The sequence below is a fragment of the Nitrosarchaeum sp. AC2 genome (assembly GCF_013407385.1).
Classification (GTDB): Archaea; Thermoproteota; Nitrososphaeria; order Nitrososphaerales; family Nitrosopumilaceae; genus Nitrosarchaeum; species Nitrosarchaeum koreense.
Window position 1 is genome coordinate 1,345,086 of the sequence record NZ_CP030847.1, and the last position, 23,848, is coordinate 1,368,933.

Consider the following 23,848-nt stretch of genomic DNA (forward strand, 5'->3'; position numbering starts at 1 on the left):
TAGATCGATAAAACAAAAACTCTGTATATTAAACTTTGGTCAAAGATGAAACAATGATTTGAAATTAGTGTAAAAATTATCCATATTATTTTTGACAATTGAAATATTTTCATCAATATCAGAACGGATTTTCTTAGGATCGATGTATGGAATCAGTTCTAGTTTTTCCTGAGTCTTAGCAAGCCAAAGATTAATCATTTCCTCATTAACTTCCATATGGAATTGCAATCCAACTGCACTGCCAATTTGAAAAGCTTGATTAGGATAATTTTTAGAATGAGCCAATCTAATTGCTTTTTCAGGTAAATCAAAAGTATCGCCATGCCAATGAAACACAGTAAACGGATTTGTAAATCCAGAAAATAATTTAGAATCATTATCAATTCTCAAATCATTGTAAAATCCAATTTCTTTTTGTGGACCAGGATAAACTTTTCCACCAAAAGTTTTTGCAATCAATTGCGAACCCAAACAAATTCCAAGTAGCGGAGTGTCACTCTCTACAGTTTTTTTAATTAGTCGTTGTTCTGCTTTTAGATAATCAAAGTTATCGTTAGCACTTTCAGGAGCACCAAGTATCACTACAAGTGAATAATTTTTTTCTGGAAGTTTTTCATGTTTTGCATTTACAGAATCAATAAGAAACCCGTCTTTTTGTAAAAGTTCACCCAAATACCCTGAACCTTCAATTCTGGTATTGTGAACAATCAAAACATCAGACATAATTATTTTTTAGCAAAAGCGATTAATATGTTAAAGCAAGCATGATATTGTGCTTGTTACAGAACAAGAAATTCAAGATCTTAAAAAATTTGTATTTCAACTAAATTTAATGAAAGATAGTGTTGTCGTAGTAGAAGGAAAAAATGACGCTACCGCGTTAAAAAATATAGGATTTTCTGGCAAAATAATCGAGTTTCATAAATTTGGAGGAGTTGTAAATTTTGCAGATTCTGTAGCCCGTTATGAAAAATTAATAATTTTATTTGACCGAGATCGAAAAGGCAGACACCTTACAGAAAAAACAATTCATCTTTTAGAACGTAGAATCAAAATTGATCTTTCATTTAAAAGAAAGCTTACAACAATCACCAAGGGAAAAATAAGATTTGTTGAACAGTTAGTATGTTACGAATCGTATCTAGTCTAAGATTATGGCCAAATGCCTTTTTGATTAAAGGCTTCCACAACTCTACCTACTGCTAAAGCCATAGTAGCTCGTCTCATGTCAATTTTATGCTTTTTTGCTAATGCATGTGCATCTTTGAAACCTTTTGTGATATTACCTTCCATCTTGTTTGCAACTTCATCAAAAGACCAATAGTATCCCATGTTGTTTTGAACCCATTCCAAGTATGAAATGCATACACCACCAGAGTTTGCCAAAATATCTGGAATTACTAGAATATTCTTTTTGAAAATTATAGGATCTGCTTCAGGTAATGTTGGACCGTTTGCAGCTTCTGCAATAATTTTACATTTGAGATTATTTGCAATTTTTGCATTGATTTGATTCTCTAATGCGCCTGGAACTAGAACATCACATTTTGTTGTTAATAATTCCTCAGTTGAAATTTTCTTGCTACCAGGGAATCCAACTACAGTCTTATTCTTTTCTTTAAATTCAAGTAACTTGCTGACCTTTGCTCCATTTGGAATTGAGATTGAACCTTTAGAATCACTTGCACCAATTACTTTGGCACCCATCTTTTCTAAATATTCTCCAGCAAACGTAGACGCATTTCCAAACCCTTGTAAAACAACTTTAGCACCTTTCAAATTAAGCTTGATTGCTTTTGCTGCTTCTCTCACACAATATGCAACACCCAAACCGGTTGCAACGTTTCTTGCAAGTGAACCACCCATCGAAATTAGCTTTCCAGTAATAACACCAGGAGCATACACATTTCCATTTAATTTGCTAAATGTATCCATAATCTGAGTCATCTCTCGACCAGTTGTGTAAACATCTGGTGCAGGAATATCTTTACCTGGTCCAATTATTTCAAATATTTTATATGCAAATCCTCTGGTGAGTCTTTCCATTTCACCATCACTTAGTTTTTCAGTTTTTGGATTAACATAGATTCCACCTTTGCCTCCTCCCAATGGAATATCCACAATTGCACATTTCCAAGTCATCCAAGAAGATAGTGCCATGACTTCACGTTCCATATACTCAACTCCACCTTCAGGGTTAAAGTATCGAATTCCACCTTTGTATGGACCTCTATCATTATTATGCTGACTTCTAAAACCAATAAAATTTCTAATTTGTCCATTATCCATTCGAACTGGAATTTTTACTCGAAGAACTTTATTTGGTGTTGCTAAATATTCTCGTAAACCTTTATCCTTAATTCCAAGAACATCGCATGCATCGTTTACTTGCTTTGTTGCATTTGCAAATGGATCTAGACTTACCAAGACGATCGATTTTGAAACAGCATATTATATTAAGTTTAGTTCAAAGTATCAGATCGCATACCATACAGATAGGATTTGATTAAAGGTAAACCTTTTTTTGATTTATTTTCTGATCTAGCTTATCTATTGCCATATCAAGCGCACTGATGTTAACTTCTAAAAATGTAGACAAGTGAAAAATTGCGCCATATTTATCGCCAAGTTTTAAGATCATGTTATTTTTTTCAAGTACTTTCATGTGATGCTGAATAGCCTTGTAATCCAAATCTAGTTCCTGTGCTAATTGATGTGTGTTATAGGATTTTTCAAGTAAGAGCATAATTATTCTCAATCGTGTAAATCCACCTCTAGTGCTGGTGAATAAATAAAATAACAATTTACTTGTCTGTTTATCGACTTTTCTTTGTTCAGTTTTGGTTTTAGATCTCAAAAGTTCTTTGAATTCTAATAATTGTGCACTTGTCATGTTCCTTGCGTATTATGTGAGAAAATTGCTTAAAACACTATTTCCAGATCCTATCCAAATCTATTACAAATTAACGAATGACAATTACCCTTAAATTGACTAAGAAGGGAATCGATACAATATGATGGCATCACGTGGGTACGACATGACCCCTACAATGTATTCCCCTGATGGGCGAATTTATCAAGTCGAATATGCCATTGAGACCGTAAAAAGAGGCACACTGGCAATAGGCATTTGTAGTAAAGAAGGAGTAATCATGGCAGTTGAGGAGAAACCAAGAGCCTTACAAACATTAAACGTTACACAGAAAATTTTTCAAGTAGATTATCATATAGGAGTAGCAGCTGCAGGATACATTCCAGATGCACGTGTTCAAGTTGATAATGCTAGATTTTTTTCACAAGGCAATAAAATGACTTATGATGAATCGGTAGAGGTTGCAACTGTTGCCAAGCACTTGGCTGATCAGTCTCATCAATTTACACAGTATTCAGGAGTAAGGCCTAACGGAGTTGCTCTGATAATTGCCGGAGTTGATCAAAAAGGAGAATCAATCTACGTAACTGATCCTAGTGGAACTTATGTCCAATATGCAGCAGTTGCAATAGGATCTGGTTCTGATGATGTTAATGCATTTTTAGAAAAACATTACAATGAAAACATGTCCTTAAGCGATGCTGCAGCACTTGCAATTGCGGCAATTAATCTAAAAGCCGAACAAAAAGAAAGTTTGAATCACATTAAAATGGCCAAAGTCACTACTGAGAAAAAAATATTTGAGAAAGTATCAGAGACAGATTTACTTAATTATTCTAAAAATGCATCTAAATTTCCAACATCTTAAGTTTGGATTTAGATTTGAAAACTATTCAAACTAGTCTGTAAGAACGATAAACATGGGATTAGGAAGTTATTGGGGAGAAGTCATTGAAGTACTTCGTGAAATTATACCAATTTATGATAAAGTAAATTCATACATATCTCTTGGAAAAGATGTCGAACACAGGAACAGAGGAATTACAGGGAGAGTATTTCCAGGAAATAAAATTCTTGATGCAGGTTCAGGTTTTGGAAACATGTCCAAAACTGCCTTAAAGATATGTGATGGAAAAATTTCAATCACACTTTACGATCCTCTTGTACCAATGTTAAAAAATACTGGAACACATTTTGAGAATGTGCCGGATTTGGTGAATGGTGTTTTTGAACATATTCCTTTTAAAAATGAAGAATTTGATGCGGTTTTATGCGGATATTCTCTAAGAGATGCCATTAATTTGAGAATTGCAATTTCAGAGATTCACCGAGTACTAAAAAATGAGGGTAGATTTGTAATTGTAGATTTAGGAAAACCAGATGAAGTAATAATTAGAGCTGGAGTTTCATTTTATCTCAAATTTATTCTTCCAGTACTAGCATTGATTGCAGGAGGAAGATTAGGTTTGAAATTTGGTACTCTTTATGGAACATACAAAAGATGGCCACAAAACAAAAAATTGGAAAAATTATTGCTTGAAAAATTTTCCAAAGTAGAATTTGAGAAAGATCTTATGGGCGGAGCAATAATGGTTGCCGCATACAAATGAACAAGACTCTAGTACTTGTAAATCTCACAGGTTTAATCATAGGAATCTCATATGGATTACATGGTCCAATATTACCAGTATTTGCAAAAAATATAATCGGAGCATCGTACTCTGAACTTGGTTTTATTGGATTAGCAAATTTCATTCCATACATGTTCATTCCAATATTTGTAGGAATTCTTCTTGACAAATTCAATAATGGTTACATTTTAGCAATAGGTGCATCAATCAATTCAGCATCAATCTATCTTCTATCAATAGCACAAACAGTTCCAGAGATAATGGGATTTAGAGTAATGACAGGAATAGCTCATGCATTTTTTTGGCCTCCATGTCAATCCATTATTGCTAATGAAAGCAATGAAAAAACTAGAGTTAGAAACATCTCATGGTTTACAATGTTTTTTGTGATGGGATTTATGATAGGCCCATTATTAGGTACGGTATTTCTTGAAGGACTAGACATCACATATAGAATTCTATTTCAAATAACGGCATTTATTTTGGCTAGCGCCATAATTATTTCTCTTTTGATTTCAAGAAAGAGTGTGACAAAGTATCATGAGAAATTCTCATTTTTATCAATCAAAGAGATGAAAAGATTTCCAGAAGTTATAATACTATTAATTTTTTGTACCTCTTCTTTTGGAATAATTCTATCAATTTATCCAGCATTCTTAAATGACAGCGGAATGTCAGATACAGATATTTTGTTATTGTATTTTGCTTTTGGAATTTCAAGAGTAATCTCACTTGCATTAGCAGGCAAGTTCTCAAAAAGAACCAGTCAGACATTGATTGCAGCTACAATTGCAGTTTCTATCGGATTGTTAATTTCTGCAGTTTCAGATTCGATCATCATGTTTGCAGTGGCACTTGTATTGATGGGATTTGGATTTAGCATATTTTTCCCATTGACTCTAGAAATAATTCTTAGTAAAACAAGCAAAACAATATCAGGAAAAATAATAGGAGCATACGAAACAGTTTTTGGAATAGGTTGGGTAATTGGACCTACATTAGGAGGACCTATAGCACAATCATTTGGAAATCAATCACCATATATTGTATTTTTTATAATCGGAATCGCAATTACAATTTTAGCTATCACACATAGAAATAAACTGGAACCAAAAAAATACAAAATATCTAATTAAATAATTGAAATTAAAAGCTAGATTGAGGTGGTTCCTCGTTTTTGTGTACAGATGTCAAGTGCATCTTCCACTGTAGTGACAAAGACTTTACCATCCCCTTTTGTTTTTGTGCATGCAGCTTTTGCAATAGCATTTAAGATGTCATTTAATTTTGGATCATCTACAACACAAATTATCAAATCTTTAGAGAAATATTGTCCAACTAATGGCGGATCATCTGAGCCTTGACCTTGAACATGGCAGACAGTTACACCTCCAACGCCAATTTTTTTAATTGCAGCTACAGTTTTGTCTTTAAGTTCAGGTCTAACAATTACTTCGATTTTTTTCATTAGTTAACATAAGAATAGTTGTTTTTTAAAACAATAGGGACATTCTCGAAGTTGATTTTCAGTGATGAATTTGTGAAAAATAGAGATTTGAAATTTCAAAAACATTACATTTAATTTCAAATAAGCCGATTTTATTTTATGTTTGATTATTCATTAAACATAATGGGTAGTGAATGGATAATCATAATTTTTGTTGCCCTAGTATTGATTTTAGGAACTAACCAACTTCCAAGCGCTGCAAGAAAATTAGGAAAAGCTGTAAATGAATTTAACAGAGCAAAAAATGAGGTTCAAAGTCAGATGAAAAGTGTTTCAGATACAAATCTAGACACATCAGAACCGTTGGAGACAGAAAGGCAGAAACTAGAGATGATTGCAAAATCACTTGGAATAAACTCTAAAGAAAAATCAGACGACGAACTTCGAAAAATAATTTCAGATAAAATGGGACCAAAAAAAACAGATAGTTCAGAAAATAAAATATAATTATTCAGATTTAATTCGATAGAGATTTTTATCTAGTCTTTTTTTTGCAAATTTATAATATTCGGGGACAATTTCAAATCCAAGATATTGTCTATTCAATGATTTGCTAACTACTGCAACTTGTCCTGACCCTAAAAATGGATCAAATACAATATCTTTTTTCTCACTAGAATAATCCAGTAGTTTTTCAATTAATTTAGCAGGTAATTTAGTGGGTGTTTTTTCATCACCTGTCCAATATTCACGTTTAATTTCCCACACATCTTCTTTGTCCCTATAATGCAGACTTCGTCCTTCTTTGGTTTTAGAATCTTTTTTAAATCTAGAAAATGGATAAAATTTTCTCTGTTTATCATTTTTGCAAACGTAAAGACAATGATAATGGGAAGTAACAAATTTTCTTTTGGTTACAACACCAAATTGATATTTCCAAATAATATGGTTAACGGTGATAAAACCTACATCGTCTAATGCCTTTAGAATATCTTTGAGATTATTCCATCCAGAAAAAACATACATGCTTCCTGTATCTTTAAGAATTCGAAATGCTTCTTTCATCCAATTATATGTAAAATCATAATAATCGACAGACTTTATTTCGTTATAACCTTGCATCACTCTAGAAGAAGTTCGATTATAATTTGCCTTGGTGGCCTTAAAATTAATAGCAAATGGAGGATCAGTAATAATCAAATCAATTTTATTTTTAGGGATTAAGCCCATACCTTCAATACAATTCATATTGTAAATTTTGTTAATCTCAATTTTCTTCATTTTTAAAATCAAGGCGGTATCCTCGTTTAATAATGTCGTGAAATACTGTTTTTGCCAATATTAACAGTCAACCAATAAATCTTGAGTAGATTAAATCAAGTTTAACTTGAAATTTTCCTGTCCAAATTGTAAATCCAATTTAGAGATACAAAAAACATTCAACAAAAAAATTCACATCTCATGTAGTTGCGGAATGGAGGATTTACTTGAATTTTCAAAAAACATTGATGAGGTATTTTTAGAATTTCTTTCAAGATTTGATGAGGGGTTAGTTACAAAAAAAGGAATTTCAGAAGGTCTAAAAAATGAAGGAATCATCAGGGACAAAAAAGAGATCAAGGAGATGATTGGAAAAAACAATCCAGACAAGACTACAGAAGATATTCTTTTTTCAAAAAGAGATTTTATTTCACAGTACAAAGTTCTGACTAATCCCGAGCCTAAAATGGGCATTGACGTAGAAGATATGGGACTAGATGAATCAATAAGCAACCACCTAAAAGAGATTGGAATTAATCAGTTTTACAAATTTCAAGAAGAGGCAATTCAAGAGGTTTCATTTGGAGAAAATGTAATCATTGAAGCACCTACAGCATCTGGAAAGACAGAAGCATTTTTGATTCCAGTAATTCAAAAAATAAAAAAAGAAGCAAACAATGTAAAAGGTGTTTTTGCGGTATTTGTTTACCCTACAAAAGCTCTTTCAAGGGATCAATATCCAAAAATCTTAAAGTTTGCAGAAAAAATTGGCATCAAAGTAAAAGTTTTTGATGGAGATACTGAACAAATAGAGCGAAGAGAAATTCTAGAGAGTCCGCCACACATACTTGTTACAAATTTTGATGTAATACATTACCATCTTTGGCATCAAACAAGATTTTCATCTTTGCTTTCAACTATCAAAGTATTAGTGGTGGATGAGACACATGTGTACTCAGGAATTTTTGGCTCAAATGTCCATTACATAATTAAAAGACTGAAAAGAATTTGTAGTAATAAAATACAATTCGTTGCGGCATCTGCAACTCTAGAAGATGCTAAAAATTTTTGCGAGCAATTGTTTGGAGTGAAGATGAAAATAATTCAGGGTTCTGGCAAAAAAGGACAGACAGATTTTGTGATGTTGTTTCCATCACTTAGAACTCAAAGATCTCTAATGATTGATTTGACAAAGAAGATGACTGAAAAAAACCATAAAACAATGGTATTCAATAACTCACATCTTAATTCAGAACTCTTGGCAATTCAAGCAAAAAAACAAAAAATCAACATCAAAGTTCACAGGGCGGGCCTAATGGCAAATTATAGAAAATCAGTCGAACAAGAGTTCAAGAGCGATAAACTCCAGGCTATTTCATGCACACCTACGCTTGAACTTGGAATTGATGTCGGAAACGTGGATTGTGTGATTTCATCTACAATTCCAGTAAATAGACTGATTCAAAGAATTGGCAGAGCAGCACGAAAAGGACAGCGAGGATATGCATTTTTAGCACTTGGCAATGATCCAATTTCACAATATTACAAGAATCATCCAGATGATTATTTTGAAGATATTGAAAAAACATACATTGATCCAAAGAATCCATTTGTAGAAGAGTTTCAAGTATTGGCAATGGCATGTGACAGACCAATTTCAAAACACGAATTAAAAGAACATGAAGGAATTATCAAACAACATATAGAAAATGAAAATCTAATGATTTACAATAACAGAATTATACCAAATTTTGACAAGATCTCCTCTTTGTTAAATGATTACAGCATAAGAGGAATTGGAAAATCGCTAGATATTTTCCTAAATGAAAAGAAGGTTGGAGACAGAGTACTTCCAATTGCATTAGAAGAACTTCATAAAGATGCAATCTACTTTCTTGCGGGTATCAGATACAGAGTAAAAGAATGCGGATATCCTCAAAGAAATTTTGCAAAGCTAGAAAGAATTTCAAGAGATTATCCGTATTATACCAAAGCATTAACAGAAGAATGGCCAACAATTGAAACGGTTTTTGAGACAAGAAAAGCATATGGAATAGAAGTTGCATTCTGCAAATTACATATTCAAAAAAAAGTCTATGGTTATGTCAACATAGAATTGGGACAAGAGATCACTCAAGGACAAAAAGTCTTACTAGATTCACCTTTAGAATATGATTTTATCACAAAAGGAATTGTGTTTCATGCTCCAAGACCTATAGACCAAATCAAAAAAGCTGAAGATGAAGAATACACTGAAGCAAGTGGATATCATGCAACAGAACATGTTGTAATTGAAGGCAGTAACATGATAACTGGAGGAGTATCTCAAGATTTAGGAGGCATATCTTTGGGGACTTCAGGCTTGATTTTCATCTATGATGGAGCAATTGGTGGAAATGGAGCAAGTAAGGCACTATTTGATAGATTTGAAAAAGCACTTGAGCGAAGTATGTTCATTGTAAAAGAGTGTCCATGTCAAAGTGAGGCAGGTTGTCCACGCTGTACATTCTCTTATAGATGTGGAAATAACAATGAATATCTTCACAAATATTCTGCATTAGAAATTCTTCAAAGAATCAACAAGGGTGAAGAAACTAAACTAGAAGAACCGACAGAAGGAGACAAACCACTAGTCTAAAATCAAAATGGGATAAATATAACAAAATTTCTATAAATCATATGGAAAAAGTAGCAATTGTAACTGGAACAACATCAGGAATTGGATATGAAACTTGTCTGTCACTTGCAAGAGATGGATTTTACACATTTGCCACAGTTAGAGACATAAAAAAAGTAGAAAAAATAGTACAAATTGCAAAAAAAGAAAATCTAAAGATAGAAATTATTGAATTAGATGTTGATGATGAAAAATCAATCAGTACGGCAATTCAAAAAATTCTTTCAAAAAAACAACAGATTGATGTTTTAGTAAATAATGCGGGGTGGGGATTATTTGGAAGCGTTGAAGATGTACCAGTAAAAGATTTTAGAGCACAATTTGAAACAAATTTCTTTGGAATAATAAGCATAATTCAAAAAGTTGCACCAGTGATGAGAAAACAGAAATCAGGCGTAATTGTAAATATCAGCTCAGTTGCAGGAAGAATTGGTTTTCCAGGATCGCCTGCATACATTAGCTCAAAATTTGCTCTAGAGGGATTATCTGAATCATTACGGTATGAATTGGGACAGTTTGGAGTAAAAGTAGTTATCATTGAACCCGGTGTAATAAAATCAAACTTTTTCTCATCTATGAAGATAGCAGAACCCAAACCAGATTCACCATACAAAGAAATAACTGAAAAGGTGATCATGGGGGTAAAGATGATGGCAGAGCTTGGAACTCCCCCATCAGAAGTAGCCACTACAATATTGAAGGCAATTAAAGAAAAAGATCCAAAACCAAGATATGTTGTAGGTAATGACGCACAGATGTTTTTGGAAGCAAAAAGGGCAAAAACAGATACAGAATTTGAAAATTATCTCAAAAAAGAACTATTTCCAAGTTAAAACCATACCTACGTTAAATTGATATACACATAGAATAGAGTTTTTGTCAAAGTCCGCAATTTTAACTGATGAAAAATGAAATGGAAAACACTACAACATAACGGAATCTTGTTTCCTCCTGCCTACGAAGCGCATGGAATTAAGATAAAGATCAAAGGAGAGAACGTAGACCTTAATCTCAATCAAGAGGAGATGGCATACCAATGGGCAAAAAAGAAAGACACTCCTTATGCTCAAGACAAAGTTTTTCAGCAAAATTTTACAGAGGATTTTGCTAAAACATTACCAGCAAAATTCAAAAATATTTCATATCAAGACATTGACTTTTCTCATGCTTACAAAATAGTTGACAAAGAAAAAGATCTCAGAGAGATGATGACAAAAGAGGAAAAGAAAGCCCTAGCTCTTAAACGAAAAGAATTACGAGAAAAACTTGTTCAAAAGTATGGCAAAGCAATCATGGATGGAAAAGAAGTCGATGTTGCTAATTACATGGCAGAACCTCCTGGAATTTTTATCGGTAGAGGGGATCATCCACTTAGAGGGAAATGGAAACCCAGAGTCACTGCAAAAGATGTAACGCTAAATCTCGGTAAGGAAGCCAAGGTTCCAGAAGGAAACTGGGGAAAAATTGTTCATGATAATGATTCTATGTGGTTAGCTGGATGGACAGACTATCTTACTGAGAAAAGAAAGTATGTTTGGCTTGCAGATACAGCGGGATTAAAACAAGATAGAGACAAAGCAAAATACGAAAAAGCTGTAAAGCTATCAAAAGAGATTGAGAAAATAAAGGAAAGAATTGTCAAAGACATGAAGAGTAAAGATCCAAAAATCAGCAGGATTGCAACGGTATGTTACTTGATTTATAGAACTGCAATGAGAGTAGGTGACGAAAAAGATCCTGATGAAGCAGATACAGTAGGTGCAACTACATTAAGAAAAGAACACATCAACATTACAGAAAATACAATCGAATTTGATTTCTTGGGAAAAGATAGTGTAAGATGGCAAGAAACAGTCAAAGCAGAAGGTAATGATAAGCAATTCCAAGAAAATCTAAAAAAACTAATTCAAAATAAAAAACCAAAAGATGAGATTTTTGAAGATATAACTTCAAGACATGTAAATGCATATTATTCTAGCATAGTAAGCGGGCTAACTGCTAAGGTTTTCAGAACCTATCTTGCTACTACAATGGTAAAAAATTATCTAAAAGAGCATGACAACATCAAAGGAAAAACACCCAATGAAAAACTGTATCATGCAAAATTAGCAAATTTGGAAGCAGCTATAATGTGCAATCATAAAAGAACCATCCCGAAAACCTATGAGGATGCACTTCAAAAGAAAAGAGATACGCTAAAAAATATAGCCAAAGAACAACCTTGGAAGAAAACCATGGATGCATTAAAAAAAGCAGAGACCATGGATGCTAAAACAGATGTTCAAAAAAAGAACAAAGCAAAAAAAATTAAAACACTAAATGAACAAATAAAAAAACAGAAAGAAAAACACAGTGAACGAGCAGAAAAGCTACAATTACAAATTGACTTGTCAGAGAAAACTAAAGATTACAATCTTGGGACATCATTAAGAAACTACATAGATCCACGTATCTTCAAAGCTTGGACCAATGAAGTAGGCGTAGAATGGGAGAAATTATACACTGCAGCATTGCAAAAAAAATTCCTTTGGGTACAAAATGAAAAAGTATCGTGGTCCGAATTAGCTAAAAATTAAGAATTTGTTTAAAAATCATCAATAGTCATTTGGTGTGATATACGTAGCATTTAATTTCTCAAATTATCTGAAATACTTTATGCCGGGGTAGCTCAGCCTGGTTAGAGTGCCAGTTGATTGGTAAACTCTACCGGTTCTTCCAAAAAAGGCAATACTCATAATCTGGAGGTCGTGGGTTCGAAACCCATCCCCGGCACACACAATTTCATAAAATAAAATTGTACGGATCTTATCGATTATAGCATTATGATTACAATTAGAAATATCATGTTTAGAAATAATTTCCAATAAAGTTGCTCAAAATCTTATTAATAAGAAACAGGTAGTATAGGTGAAAATAATGGCTAAAATAAAAGTACGATCAGGAAGAGGTACAAGAATTGTTGAAGTCGATGATTCTTCAAATTGGGTAGGTTCTGAATTCAAAAAAATTCAAGAAGCAAAAAAAGCAGAATCAAAAGACAAGTATGTTTCCGTAGGACGTGGAACTGGCAAGATAAAATTTAGCGACATTCCATCTACTGAATCCAAGTCAACAAAAGGCATGTGGGTTAGTTCAGGAAGAGGAACTAAGAAAAGAAAACTCGACGATTAGAAAAAACACATTCGCCTCAAAAAATACGTTTACGTGTATAGCATTAGCTAAATTAAAAATAGAAAAAAGTAAGGTGTTGTAATTATTTGAATGAACGTACCTTACGAATTACTTTGTTATGATCAAATGAAGCAGTTGTAGTTACATACACAATATGATCTTTGCCAGCAGGAATTACTATCCTCTTGACTTTATCATATTCTGCAACTACGTATTTACATGGTCCAAGTGATTTCAACAGTTTTTTTCTTTGTTTCCAGTCATATGCTGCAGCCTTTAATGATGCCAAACTTTGTTTCTTTGAGACCAAAATCTGTACTTTCTTTGAACGAGCAGAAAATACCAATTTGCCTTTCAGATCACACAAACTGACAATTCTGACAGATGGACTGATCTTCAAAATTTTTTCAACTGCTTGTTGAATTTCCATAATTATAAGAAAACTTTCTAGGTGATAAAATTTTCTATAAAAATTTTAAATAGCAATCCTTAGTACCAATTAGGCTCATACTCAAACAAATGGAATAATAATAGAATCAAAAAGTATCATTTGAAAGTAGATAACATTGAATTTAATTTGTATGCATTGCAGTAAACCATTTGAAGGTGAAAATACAAAATTTTGCTCTCAGGGTTGTAGAGACTCTCAAATAGTTGCTCTAGAGAGAAAAATACGAGAGATTGTAGACAATGATACTAGTCATACCAAAAAATTTAGTCGAGGCTACTAGAATATCCACGATCAACTAATTTTGCAATACTTTCAGATTTAACACATGCAGGATGAAATGAATTAATCTTAAAAATTAATTCTAATCCTTCCTTACATGAAATATTTTTAGGCAGAATTCCTGATTTGAGTTGTTTTAAAGGTGAAAGAGAACTATTTCCTTTTTCCATATCAGATTCTAATGGGGTAATTCGTAAAATTCTATCATCATTATGTGTTGGTGCCCCTCGACCATCTTGATTACTAGTTAGAAGATACAAATATCCATCTGGACTCATATTCACACTACGTAAACGACCAAACTCTCCATCAAGTAATACATTACTACTAATTACTAGATTATTTTCCAAATCTAAATCCAACATTCTCAAATGATTTCCACGTAATGTTGCGATAAAGTATTTTCCATACCATTCAGAAATTTTATCTGAATTATAAAATACAGAACCAGATGGAGCCCATGTATCATCACCAGTATGTAAAATTGGATTTATGAGATCCACATTTGTCTCATCACCCACAATGTTTGGCCAACCATAATTATTACCGGGAAATATTACATTAACCTCATCATGAGCATTTCCTCGTTCACCAGATGGACCATGTTCAGTTTCAACTAAAATTCCACTTTCTGGATGCCAATCAATTCCTTGCGGATTTCTATGTCCTAAAGAATAGACAGGAGAATTTGGGAATGGATTATCTTCAGGGATTGTACCATCGGAATTTATTCGTAAAATTTTTCCGGCTAAAGAATCGAGATTCTGAGCCGCTTTAGAATTTGCAGCGTCACCTGTTGTAATGTAGAGTTTTCCATCAGGACCAAACTTTATTCGTCCTCCATCATGTATTTGACTTCCAGGAATTTTATCAAGTAAAATCGTTTCATTAAATAATTTATTATCAGATTCAACATAACGAACAACTTTGTTATAGATATCAAAAAAATCTGAATAACTATAATATAGATACAAATAATGATTTTCTTCAAAATCAGGATCTAAAGCTAATCCAAGTAACCCTCCTTCAGAACCAGATACTTTTAATGAAATTATAGGTTCAGAAACTAGATTATTTTCAATTATTCGCAGATTACCAATTCTCTCTGTAAAAAAAATTCTACCGTCAGGGGCAAAATCAATTTCCCAAGGTATTTTCAGGTTTTCTGCAACTGTTTCAACTTTAATGCCAAGTTCTGGAAATTCTTGAGCAGATGAAAATGAAACAAAACCTATTGAAAAAATACCGAAAATAAAAAAGAAAATTTTAAGCACAAAAATACTTTGATGTTATCAAATTAAAACATGATCTTGTATAAATTAAACAAAATGTATTTCAAATTTAAATTGTGGATTTAGAGATCATCAATAAATAAAAAATTATTGGGGGGATAAATCAGCATTGCCAAAAAGAACCCCAAAAGCCTTACACCAAATCAAAACTTTACTATATTTTTCAAGATCGGTATTTTCTGGTATGTCATAATTTTGGTTTCCATTATTTGCTTTGAGCTTACCAAGACTAACAAATTCGGAGGCTTTGTTATCTGTAGACAAATAAACATACAAATCAGGACCATTAGTTGCTTTGAAATTTTCTAATCTTAGGACATTATTTCCATCGTTTAGCGGAATTGTTCTTACCATTCCTTGTGCATCGTGTATTCCATCACCCACGCCAACAAATGTGCCTCCGTATGTTTGCATTTGCATATCTTCCATAATTGGTTCATCTTTCATCATGGATTCATCTTTCATCATGGATTCATCTTTCATCATGGATTCATCTTTCATCATGGATTCATCTTTCATCATGGATTCATCTTTCATCATGGATTCATCTTTCATCATGGATTCATCTTTCATCATTGTTGTATCTTCCATTTTTAATGGAATTGCAGAATTAGGTAGTGCTTCATTCACAGTACTACTTGTAAAGTACGGAGAAATTGCATATGTCACTCCTATTCCAATTATTGCAACTAATGCAATAATTATCAATTTGTTCATAATACAAAATTTTCTTAAAGATATAAAACCAATTATCCAAATTATATCCAATTCTTTTTGAATATTATTTTAAATGAAGAGTAAAAAATTGCATTATTGTTTTAAAATACACCAATCACAAGGAGAAAAATTTTGACTTTTTGCGTTTTCAAGTGTATCAGGAGTGAAATATTGCCTATCAGTTATTTTCATTTCACTAATTTTACATTCTTTTTTCAAGCCATCTAAGTGATGTACAAGTTTAGTTTTTTTATCACCTAATAATCCAATCATACTAATCAATTAGATCATAACTGGAATATAAGGTAAGAATTTCAAAATCTAGATTTTCAAATGTAACTAAAAATCAATTACTTGATAGATATGCTTACAAATTCATGATTTGTTTTGAAATCTTTTATTGTAATAATTTTTTTGCCACTATCAAATCTACTTTATAAGTTAAAGTTGAGCGTGAATTTAGTTTTAAATTCCAAGTAATAAAAGAAGGTTTTTTTGTCTTTTTAGTAATTGAAAACATCAGCCTTTCCAAGTTCGATCTCAATGTCGATTCATCAAGGAATTTTTTAACAGAATTTTTACCTCTGTCAAAGTCATAAGGATCGGATATTACAAATGTACCTGCATGAATTTGTTCAGAGACTTTTTTTAGATAATCTATCGGTTCAATTAATTCTAAAACATTTAATGCTAAAATCAAATCAAATTTTGTCTTACCAAAAACATTAGATAGAAAATCAGCCACAAAATAATCTAAATTATCTTTAGATGTTTTTTTTGCCATACTTAATGCACTAAAAGATCTATCTATTCCAAATACAATTTGATTGGTATCTGCAAGATAATTACTCATAGTTCCAATAGAGCAGCCATATTCTAACACAAGTTTTGATTTTGGTAATGCATCCAATTCATTTTTAATATTGGAATAGAATTTTGATTTTTGACTATTTTGATAGATTTTACTCCATCTATCTTCAAGTAATGTTCTATCGTCAGTTTTTCGTATACAATTTGATAATGAATGTTTAAGAAATTTTTTCATTTTTTCGTCAGATGCAGAATTAAATAATTTCCCTCCCAGCATAATTCTCTCAGAGAGATATTTTGAAAAATCATCCCAAAGAATCGGAATTTTGTTAATTATTGGAAATGATAACGAACATTTTTTACATTCCAAAATACCTTCTTCAATTTCATTTTCTTTTTTAAATACATCAAGATCTAACTTTGAGCTACATCTAACACATCTAAGAAAATCAAGACTAAATTCATGCATTTTTGTATACCAATCCAAATAATTTGGAACTAATAATTTCTTTTAGATACATAGAGGAATAATGTTAAATGGAGTATTTTGAAGATTTTATGCGATTTGGGAGAATTTGAAGAATTTGCAGAGGCGTTGTTTGGTCAATTATCTGTAGAAATCAATGAGGAAAAAGAAATTGTCAAACTTGCAAACTTGGCAAATGATGATCTCTCGCAGAAAGTTACATTTGAAAAATTAGAAGACATAGCTAATCAGGCATATCCAACATTAAAGAAAAAGGTCGAGGAATTTTTAGAAATTAAAATTGCAGATAATTTAAAAATAGAATTTCCAGAGTTGGTTGAGTTAAAAAAATTAAAAGGTGAAAAAGTATTTTCAGACGAAAAATCAAAAGTGTTTGTAAGAGAATTATTTGGTGCAGTTGCAAATGAGGATCTTAATAAAATTGCAGAGTTGATGAAAAAAGATACTGCAAAATATCTTGTCTATTCTACTTATGCCATACAATACATCTCAAAAATATCTACAACGTATGGAGATTATCTAGACTCTATAATTTACCTTAACAAATTCGTACTTTCCAGATACCCACAAATTATCTTACACAAACAGAGAGAACCTTATGAATCAAGATTTGCAAATGTAAATTCAGGCTATTTGGGAGCTGTTAAAATGACTGTACTTGAAGAATTAATCCATTCAACCCAAGAAAAATTACATCAATTAAACAAAAGTGCTGCAACTCAGGTTAATCTAATTAATGAAGAATTGGCAACAATAATCTTAGAATTAAATAATCAAACTGTAAATAATCTGTCAGAATATTTACAACTCCAAGCTGTCCCAGATGATTTTCCATTTGCAAAAAAAGCAAATCTATTTTTCTTTTTAAATCCTGATCACTTCTTAATTGAGCAGATTGGTCCTGATGTAATGACATTTACACATGTGGAAATTGATCCTAAAATTTCAAATGCAATTCCTCAATTGCTAGACATTTATAAAAAATGGTTAAATCCAATTCAACAGCACCATGCAGCTTTTACATTAATGGAAGGAATGGCAGGATTTGCAATAGAAAATATCTTAAAAGATGATCAAGACTTTCAAAATTATCTGACCACCTTTATGGGCACAGATTTCTCGTCATATCAGGTTCGAAAAAGTATGGGAAAAGACTTCACAAGAATAATCTACGAGAAATTAGGGAAAAATGCATTCAAAAAATTAATTGAATACCCACCAAATACAAGAGAGATAAAAGAGCCACAATTATACTTGAACAGGATAAAGCAGTAACAATTGCCAGAAAAATTTGATCCCTTAGTAGCTGAATGGCTTTCATTTGCAAAAAACCCAAACTTCAATTTAGTCGAAAAGTGTCTCAAATTTGCCCAAATTCTAGAATATCCTGATCTAGAAATTGAAAAATACATTCAAAAGATTACAGTAATTGGAAAGTCATTAAAAGAATCAATCAGTGACGTAAAAAACCCTACATACCAAGTTTCAATTTTAAATGAACATCTTTTTCAAAATTTAGGATATAGTGGCGATACTGATGATTACTATAATCCAAAAAATAATTTTTTAAATGAAGTAATTGATAAAAAATCAGGACTTCCAATAACAATCTCTATACTATATGCTGAAATTGCAAAATTTATTGGATTAGAGCTTAAGATAGTAGGATTTCCAAGCCACATATTGGTAAAATATAATGAAGAAATGATTTTAGATCCGTTTAACGATGGAATGCTATTAGATATAGATGACCTTCAAGATATTTTAGATGAAAATTTTGGTGGAGAATTAGAATTCAAACCAGAGTTTCTTGATGAAATAAGTCATGAGCAAATTCTTGTCAGATTAGCAAGAAATTTAAAAAATTCATATGTTCAATCTTTTGTTTATGACAAAGCATTAAGATGTACAAACATGGTGTTAGCTGTTGAACCAAATTCACCAGACGACATTAGAGATAAAGGAATACTAGAAGAAAGACTATTGAATTCAGACATAGCGCTGGAATATTTGAACCGATATTTAGAAATTAATCCAAACGCAGAAGACGTAGATTTTATTTTAGAACTAATAAGAAGTATTAAAACAAAAAACTAGTCAATAATAGAACTAATATCTTGTCCATTTTTGATCATTGATATCTCGTGTCGGGCAATCTTGTTTCTTAATGCTCTTTTAAGAATATCAACTTCGCTTCTAAGTAATGCAATTTCATCTTCTAACTTTGCTACTCTCTCATAGATTGTTTCTGCTTCTGAACTCATGATTATCTATCATAAAAAAATTGTCTTAAAAAGTTATGGGTAAATATTTTGATGGGCTGGTTAGTTTTTTGTAACTATAATTCAAATTCCTGGCGACATTTCTCGCATTTTCCTCTTTCTTGCCCAGGCGGACCAAGAAGGAATACTTTACCAATTGTCTTACATAATGGACACATTCCAGTAGTTGCATTTTTTGGGCCACTACGAATGATTTTCTGAGTTTTTCTACGTCCCATGTATTTACCTCTGAAATCGGTCTATTAAGTTTAATTTTTCAATGCCTAAACGAATACAAAATCGACCTGAATTTAATACAAAAACTACTAATAATCTATGAAAAATGCCAATTAATCGAAGATTCAAGTAAAATATATGATTTCTTTCAATTTGATCATATTCTTAATTGAAGAATTAATAAAAAATTAGAAAAAAAAGATTCAAGAAATTTATAATTTAGGAATGAATCCTAGTGAATTATAAAGTTCCATTAGTCTTTTTATCGATGCATCTTTTTGGTTAGTAGATGGTAATTTAGACAATATACTTTGGGCCTCTGTTAATGCATCAGTTTTGAGAATCATTGTTGCACCAAGTGTTTTACCGTCATTTGCTTTCATCACAGCACCATAGAAAGAACATTGTCCTTTTGGAATGACATTGTTTACACCAAGTGTTATTTTCTCTACATCTGATTTAAGATCAATCATAGCAACAGCTAATGGGTAATCTGTAGCACATGCCTTCACAATATAGCTCCAATACGGAGAACCCTTCTTGTATTGTTCAACTTTTATTTTAGTCAAGTACTTACTAATAGATCCATCACCACTTACATACGGTGCAGCCTCTGTGCTTTGTAGAGGAGCTATAACTAACGAACCTACTAGTGCAGCTAATGTAAAGAAGATTATTTTTTTATTCATAAATTCACCTCCTCAGAAAATTGACGAGTGTGAAATTTGCTCTTAGCAAAAGAAATCAAAGTATCACATGATAAATGAGTACCTGTGATGATGTCCCTTTGGCAATGAAGACATTTTCTAATAGATGCTCTTTTACAAACCAAGCACACGGCAATAGGGGCCAAAGGACCATCACAGTTTTCACATGCATACAAAAAATTACATGGAAAACTAGAAGAAACAAAATTGTTTTCTACTCTGTTTTCAAATGCAGGGGAGCCTGGTAAATGAGGGGAATGACGATTATTTGAAATCAGTTTTTGATTTTGTTCTTCTATGTGACTCATTGAATCATATTTCATAGTTTGTTATTAGACAATAACTTAGAATTTGTGGCATGCCTTAATTTCAATTATTTTTAAAACAGTTTAAATCACTGAATGACTTGATGTGAATTCATTGAAATTATCTACAATGTTAATCATAGGAACGTTTGGAATTTTTCTAATTTTTGGAGTTTATGGATATTATTCATTTTCAATATCAATTCAAGAGGTAAATAAGTTACTTACAACTAGAAATGAAGGATTCGCATTTAACATGATGCAAGATCTTGATGAGTATATTGATAAAAGAATTGAAGATTTTAGACAGCTAACAAAACTTCCAATAATTCAAGAATCGTTAATGAAATCTAATCAGGAGTTTCTTCATAGACAACAAGTACAAGAAATAATGAAAGAACAAGATCCTCTTACAAATATTGAAAATCAACCATTTATTTCACCAACTGTTAATACAGAATTGATATCAGAATTAACTGATGTAATAGATTTCTATAAATCAGAATACGATTACGATGTGGTATCAGAATTATACATTACAAATATCTACGGTGCAAACGTTGCATTAGATTCTGAAACATCAGATTATAGACACGATGATGAAAAATGGTGGCAAGAAGCAAAAGCTAAAGGTACCTATATAGGAGAAACAGAGTATGATGAAAAATTAGGAAATTATATCATAACAATAGGTTTGAGAATAGATGATCAAAATAGAGAATTTTTAGGAGTACTTAGAGTTTCATTAACATTAAATGATTTAATTCATGAATTTATTAATGATGCAGAAATTCTCAATTTACAAAACAGATCAATATTATTAATTAATGAAAAAGGACAAATAATATACTCAAATGGAATTCAAGATTTTAGAGAAACTAAAGCTGTTACGTATTTTGATTTAATTCAATCTTTGAAAGATGTAGGAACTGTGAACATTTCGGATAATCCAGACGATCCAATTTTCATATCATATGCAAAATCTACAGGGTATAAGCAGTTTGAAGGTTTTGGATGGACATCAATAGTTGATCAATCCAATTCTTCATTTACTGAAGAATTTGTTGATCTGAAAAATTCTTTTCTTGTAATATCGATTTTGGGAATGGTATCATCAGTAATGATTGGACTTATTTTATCATATTTTATTTCAAATCCATTACGTCTGTTAAGTAAAATGGCAAAGCAGTTCTCAGGAGGAGATTTTGACTCTAATTTCAAAGGCTCAAAAATTATGGAAATCAATATGATCGGTAATTCATTTAATTCAATGGGTCAGTCTCTCAAAAAATTAATTGAAACTGAAAAAAAATTAGCTGAATCTCACGCAATGATGAAAAATGAAAGATTAGGAGCTATTGGCCAGCTTTCAGCAAGTATGGCACATGATCTAAAAAACCCACTTGCCACAATTAAAACATCAGCAACTATAATTCAAAAACAGGTAATCAACACAGATCCTGAAATAGAAAAGGCAATGCAAAGAATGGATAGAGCCATATTCCGTATGTCTCATCAAATAGACGATGTTTTAAATTTTGTACGAATCACTCCGTTAAATTTATCTGAAAAAAGAATTACAGATATCATAAATGAATCAATCGATTCGTTAGAAATACCAAATAATATTAAATTAAAAATAACAGATTCGGATTTCATAATTTTATGTGATGTAAAAAAACTAGAAATTGTTTTTACAAATATCATTTTAAATGCAATTCAGGCAATTGGTAAAGTAGAAGGACAGATAGACATAAAATCACAGGTCATAGATGACAATATCAAAATAGAAATATCGGATTCTGGACCAAAAATACCTTCTGAAATATTAGATAAAGTATTTGAACCACTTTTTACAACCAAAGAAAAAGGAACAGGTTTAGGTCTTTCATCATGCAAAAATATCATAGAACAACATGGAGGAACTATCTCAGCTCATAACAATCCAACCACATTTACAATAATACTTCCAAAAAAGACAAAGAATCAGTAAGAGATTTTAACAGAAAACGAACATACTTTACAATGGATAAAAAAAAGATCGTTCTTATCGTTGATGATGATGTAGATCTTTTAGAAAATACTGTATTTTTGATAAAAAGTGCAGGATATGATGTAGTAATGGCTCAAAATGGTGTTGAAGCGGTTCAAAAATACAAAGAAACTAATCCAAATCTAGTCTTAATGGATGTAAGGATGCCTATCATGGATGGATATGACGCATTTTTTAAGATTAACCAATATGATTCCAATGCCAAAGTAATTTTAATAACAGCATATGCACATGATGAAAAAAAACATACCAAAGCAAAAAATCTTAATCTAATTGATACAATCTCAAAACCTTATACTATTGAACAGCTTGAAGATATCATCTCAAAAAATATTTAGGATTTTAGCTTCTTTATTTGTTTGAATCTGTTTGTATAAAACGATATTGCCTCATCGACGAATTTGTAGTACCATTTTTTTAATTCAGGATCATTGTCTAGTAATTTTTTCCATTGTTTAGTGTTATTATTTGATTTCTTGGAGGAGATCAAAAGATTGGTATAAAACCAATAAGATATTTGATTGGCAAGATCTTCTTCATTTATCTGCTCAAAATTATTCTGATATTTTACATTAATGTATGTCATCAATTCATAAATTGGCAAAGCTGTAATATTAGAAATTTGAATATTATCCATAAACATTCCAGATGCCAATGTCTTTAATCTGTCTGTATCATTTCCTATGATTGATTTTACATAGTTCCATTTTCCAAAAATCTGTGGCAACACATCGGAATATTTTTCTGCCATCTTTTCAATGTCTTTTTCGGATAAATTCATCACATCTAGGCAATACAATATTCCATGAAGAGATAATCGGTAAAGATCTGATGGTGCTTTTTGAATATTTTTTCCATCTTTTACTACTAATCCAACATCTAACAAACCCATAGTATGTTTCCCTCTAGCCATTCTTCCAACCAATAGTCTACGATAGTCTTTTTCTTGTGTTCTTATATTAGAAGAATCTGAAAGATGTGTTTTTGCCATACCCCATGTAGTGAGTCTGCCATTTACTGCTAGAATCTCTAGTAATCTTTGCACGTTTTCATGGTGTTTTGGACCTTTTCTATTTCGGTACGAATATTGTCCAAAAATACGATGCGCGGTAGGCCTAGTGTATTGTTTGTATGCTGAAAGATTCCCATAAACTGCACCTTGTTCTTTTATTGATGGCATGCCACAAACCA

The 23,848-nt window shown here is 31.7% G+C and carries 27 protein-coding genes and 1 tRNA gene; 14 read left to right on the forward strand and 14 right to left on the reverse strand.

Features of this window, described 5'->3' with window-relative positions:
- Nucleotides 1-39: 39 nt before the first annotated feature.
- On the reverse strand, nt 40-723 hold the full coding sequence (locus tag DSQ20_RS08135) for a type 1 glutamine amidotransferase (protein WP_179365258.1): 684 nt from the start codon (nt 721-723) through the stop codon (nt 40-42).
- A 49-nt stretch (nt 724-772) separates the two neighbouring features.
- On the opposite strand from DSQ20_RS08135, the gene DSQ20_RS08140 reads away from it, so the two are divergent.
- Entirely contained in the window at nt 773-1,150 is a 378-nt protein-coding gene (locus DSQ20_RS08140; protein WP_179365259.1) for a toprim domain-containing protein, read from the forward strand.
- Between the two features lie 2 nt (nt 1,151-1,152).
- Here the strand turns inward: DSQ20_RS08140 and DSQ20_RS08145 are convergent, their stop codons facing one another.
- Together DSQ20_RS08145 and DSQ20_RS08150 are read right to left on the reverse strand one after the other, a co-directional pair.
- A complete protein-coding gene (locus tag DSQ20_RS08145) occupies nt 1,153-2,427 on the reverse strand; it encodes a Glu/Leu/Phe/Val dehydrogenase (RefSeq protein WP_179365260.1) in 1,275 nt (424 codons plus the stop codon).
- Nucleotides 2,428-2,506: 79 nt separating this feature from the next.
- Complete coding sequence (locus tag DSQ20_RS08150; RefSeq protein ID WP_179365261.1) at nt 2,507-2,893, reverse strand: winged helix-turn-helix domain-containing protein; 387 nt, start codon at nt 2,891-2,893, stop codon at nt 2,507-2,509.
- A gap of 121 nt (nt 2,894-3,014) precedes the next feature.
- Between DSQ20_RS08150 and DSQ20_RS08155 the strand changes: the two genes are divergently transcribed.
- From DSQ20_RS08155 to DSQ20_RS08165, 3 genes are read left to right on the forward strand one after another with little or no spacing between them, the layout of a single operon-like run.
- Entirely contained in the window at nt 3,015-3,740 is a 726-nt protein-coding gene (locus DSQ20_RS08155) for an archaeal proteasome endopeptidase complex subunit alpha (protein WP_179365262.1), read from the forward strand.
- Between the two features lie 52 nt (nt 3,741-3,792).
- Nucleotides 3,793-4,482 (forward strand): class I SAM-dependent methyltransferase, encoded by a 690-nt coding sequence (locus tag DSQ20_RS08160; protein WP_007551158.1) that lies wholly within the window; start codon nt 3,793-3,795, stop codon nt 4,480-4,482.
- Nucleotides 4,479-5,639, forward strand: a complete 1,161-nt coding sequence (locus tag DSQ20_RS08165; protein WP_179365263.1) for an MFS transporter — start codon at nt 4,479-4,481, stop codon at nt 5,637-5,639. The genes DSQ20_RS08160 and DSQ20_RS08165 overlap by 4 nt, the downstream gene beginning before the upstream one ends.
- Nucleotides 5,640-5,656: 17 nt before the next feature.
- Here the strand turns inward: DSQ20_RS08165 and DSQ20_RS08170 are convergent, their stop codons facing one another.
- Complete coding sequence (locus tag DSQ20_RS08170) at nt 5,657-5,971, reverse strand: P-II family nitrogen regulator (protein ID WP_179365264.1); 315 nt, start codon at nt 5,969-5,971, stop codon at nt 5,657-5,659.
- Between the two features lie 138 nt (nt 5,972-6,109).
- Between DSQ20_RS08170 and DSQ20_RS08175 the strand changes: the two genes are divergently transcribed.
- Nucleotides 6,110-6,457, forward strand: a complete 348-nt coding sequence (locus DSQ20_RS08175; RefSeq protein WP_179365265.1) for a twin-arginine translocase TatA/TatE family subunit — start codon at nt 6,110-6,112, stop codon at nt 6,455-6,457.
- Here the strand turns inward: DSQ20_RS08175 and DSQ20_RS08180 are convergent, their stop codons facing one another.
- Nucleotides 6,458-7,231, reverse strand: a complete 774-nt coding sequence (locus tag DSQ20_RS08180) for a site-specific DNA-methyltransferase (RefSeq protein WP_179365266.1) — start codon at nt 7,229-7,231, stop codon at nt 6,458-6,460.
- A gap of 106 nt (nt 7,232-7,337) precedes the next feature.
- Here DSQ20_RS08180 and DSQ20_RS08185 point away from each other — a divergent pair, with 106 nt between their 5' ends.
- From DSQ20_RS08185 to DSQ20_RS08205, 5 genes are all read left to right on the forward strand, one after another.
- Nucleotides 7,338-9,848 (forward strand): DEAD/DEAH box helicase, encoded by a 2,511-nt coding sequence (locus tag DSQ20_RS08185; RefSeq protein WP_179365267.1) that lies wholly within the window; start codon nt 7,338-7,340, stop codon nt 9,846-9,848.
- A gap of 41 nt (nt 9,849-9,889) precedes the next feature.
- The gene (locus DSQ20_RS08190) at nt 9,890-10,720 is read left to right on the forward strand and encodes an SDR family oxidoreductase (RefSeq protein WP_179365268.1); all 831 of its coding nucleotides are present in this window, start codon (nt 9,890-9,892) and stop codon (nt 10,718-10,720) included.
- A 75-nt stretch (nt 10,721-10,795) separates the two neighbouring features.
- Nucleotides 10,796-12,463 (forward strand): DNA topoisomerase I, encoded by a 1,668-nt coding sequence (locus DSQ20_RS08195; protein ID WP_179365269.1) that lies wholly within the window; start codon nt 10,796-10,798, stop codon nt 12,461-12,463.
- 81 nt (nt 12,464-12,544) lie between these two features.
- Nucleotides 12,545-12,659 (forward strand) — tRNA-Met (locus DSQ20_RS08200).
- Between the two features lie 144 nt (nt 12,660-12,803).
- On the forward strand, nt 12,804-13,058 hold the full coding sequence (locus DSQ20_RS08205) for a hypothetical protein (protein WP_179365270.1): 255 nt from the start codon (nt 12,804-12,806) through the stop codon (nt 13,056-13,058).
- A gap of 82 nt (nt 13,059-13,140) precedes the next feature.
- Here the strand turns inward: DSQ20_RS08205 and DSQ20_RS08210 are convergent, their stop codons facing one another.
- From DSQ20_RS08210 to DSQ20_RS08230, 5 genes are all read right to left on the reverse strand, one after another.
- A complete protein-coding gene (locus DSQ20_RS08210; protein WP_179365271.1) occupies nt 13,141-13,488 on the reverse strand; it encodes a hypothetical protein in 348 nt (115 codons plus the stop codon).
- Between the two features lie 284 nt (nt 13,489-13,772).
- Nucleotides 13,773-15,062 carry a sorbosone dehydrogenase family protein gene (locus tag DSQ20_RS08215; protein WP_255458213.1) on the reverse strand — a complete coding sequence of 430 codons (1,290 nt, stop codon included), beginning with the start codon at nt 15,060-15,062 and terminating at the stop codon, nt 13,773-13,775.
- Between the two features lie 105 nt (nt 15,063-15,167).
- Complete coding sequence (locus tag DSQ20_RS08220) at nt 15,168-15,797, reverse strand: DM13 domain-containing protein (RefSeq protein ID WP_179365272.1); 630 nt, start codon at nt 15,795-15,797, stop codon at nt 15,168-15,170.
- 93 nt (nt 15,798-15,890) lie between these two features.
- On the reverse strand, nt 15,891-16,070 hold the full coding sequence (locus tag DSQ20_RS08225; protein WP_179365273.1) for a hypothetical protein: 180 nt from the start codon (nt 16,068-16,070) through the stop codon (nt 15,891-15,893).
- A gap of 124 nt (nt 16,071-16,194) precedes the next feature.
- Entirely contained in the window at nt 16,195-17,076 is an 882-nt protein-coding gene (locus DSQ20_RS08230) for a methyltransferase domain-containing protein (RefSeq protein WP_179365274.1), read from the reverse strand.
- A gap of 78 nt (nt 17,077-17,154) precedes the next feature.
- Between DSQ20_RS08230 and DSQ20_RS08235 the strand changes: the two genes are divergently transcribed.
- Together DSQ20_RS08235 and DSQ20_RS08240 are read left to right on the forward strand one after the other, a co-directional pair.
- Nucleotides 17,155-18,369 carry a hypothetical protein gene (locus tag DSQ20_RS08235; RefSeq protein ID WP_255458214.1) on the forward strand — a complete coding sequence of 405 codons (1,215 nt, stop codon included), beginning with the start codon at nt 17,155-17,157 and terminating at the stop codon, nt 18,367-18,369.
- A 3-nt stretch (nt 18,370-18,372) separates the two neighbouring features.
- Nucleotides 18,373-19,191 (forward strand): SirB1 family protein, encoded by an 819-nt coding sequence (locus tag DSQ20_RS08240; protein WP_179365275.1) that lies wholly within the window; start codon nt 18,373-18,375, stop codon nt 19,189-19,191.
- Here the strand turns inward: DSQ20_RS08240 and DSQ20_RS08245 are convergent.
- From DSQ20_RS08245 to DSQ20_RS10875, 3 genes are all read right to left on the reverse strand, one after another.
- Nucleotides 19,188-19,358, reverse strand: a complete 171-nt coding sequence (locus DSQ20_RS08245) for a hypothetical protein (protein ID WP_007551204.1) — start codon at nt 19,356-19,358, stop codon at nt 19,188-19,190. The two genes, DSQ20_RS08240 and DSQ20_RS08245, sit on opposite strands and share 4 nt — an antisense overlap.
- Before the next feature lie 74 nt (nt 19,359-19,432).
- Nucleotides 19,433-19,594, reverse strand: coding sequence for a hypothetical protein (locus tag DSQ20_RS08250; RefSeq protein WP_007551205.1), 162 nt, complete (start codon nt 19,592-19,594; stop codon nt 19,433-19,435).
- A gap of 210 nt (nt 19,595-19,804) precedes the next feature.
- A complete protein-coding gene (locus tag DSQ20_RS10875) occupies nt 19,805-20,281 on the reverse strand; it encodes a hypothetical protein (RefSeq protein ID WP_255458215.1) in 477 nt (158 codons plus the stop codon).
- A gap of 429 nt (nt 20,282-20,710) precedes the next feature.
- Here DSQ20_RS10875 and DSQ20_RS08260 point away from each other — a divergent pair, with 429 nt between their 5' ends.
- Complete coding sequence (locus tag DSQ20_RS08260; RefSeq protein WP_255458216.1) at nt 20,711-22,597, forward strand: sensor histidine kinase; 1,887 nt, start codon at nt 20,711-20,713, stop codon at nt 22,595-22,597.
- Nucleotides 22,598-22,629: 32 nt separating this feature from the next.
- Nucleotides 22,630-22,995: a response regulator gene (locus DSQ20_RS08265; RefSeq protein ID WP_007551210.1), complete on the forward strand. Its 366-nt coding sequence runs from the start codon at nt 22,630-22,632 to the stop codon at nt 22,993-22,995.
- Here the strand turns inward: DSQ20_RS08265 and DSQ20_RS08270 are convergent.
- Entirely contained in the window at nt 22,992-23,837 is an 846-nt protein-coding gene (locus DSQ20_RS08270) for a hypothetical protein (protein ID WP_179365277.1), read from the reverse strand. The genes DSQ20_RS08265 and DSQ20_RS08270 overlap by 4 nt on opposite strands.
- Nucleotides 23,838-23,848: the final 11 nt, after the last annotated feature.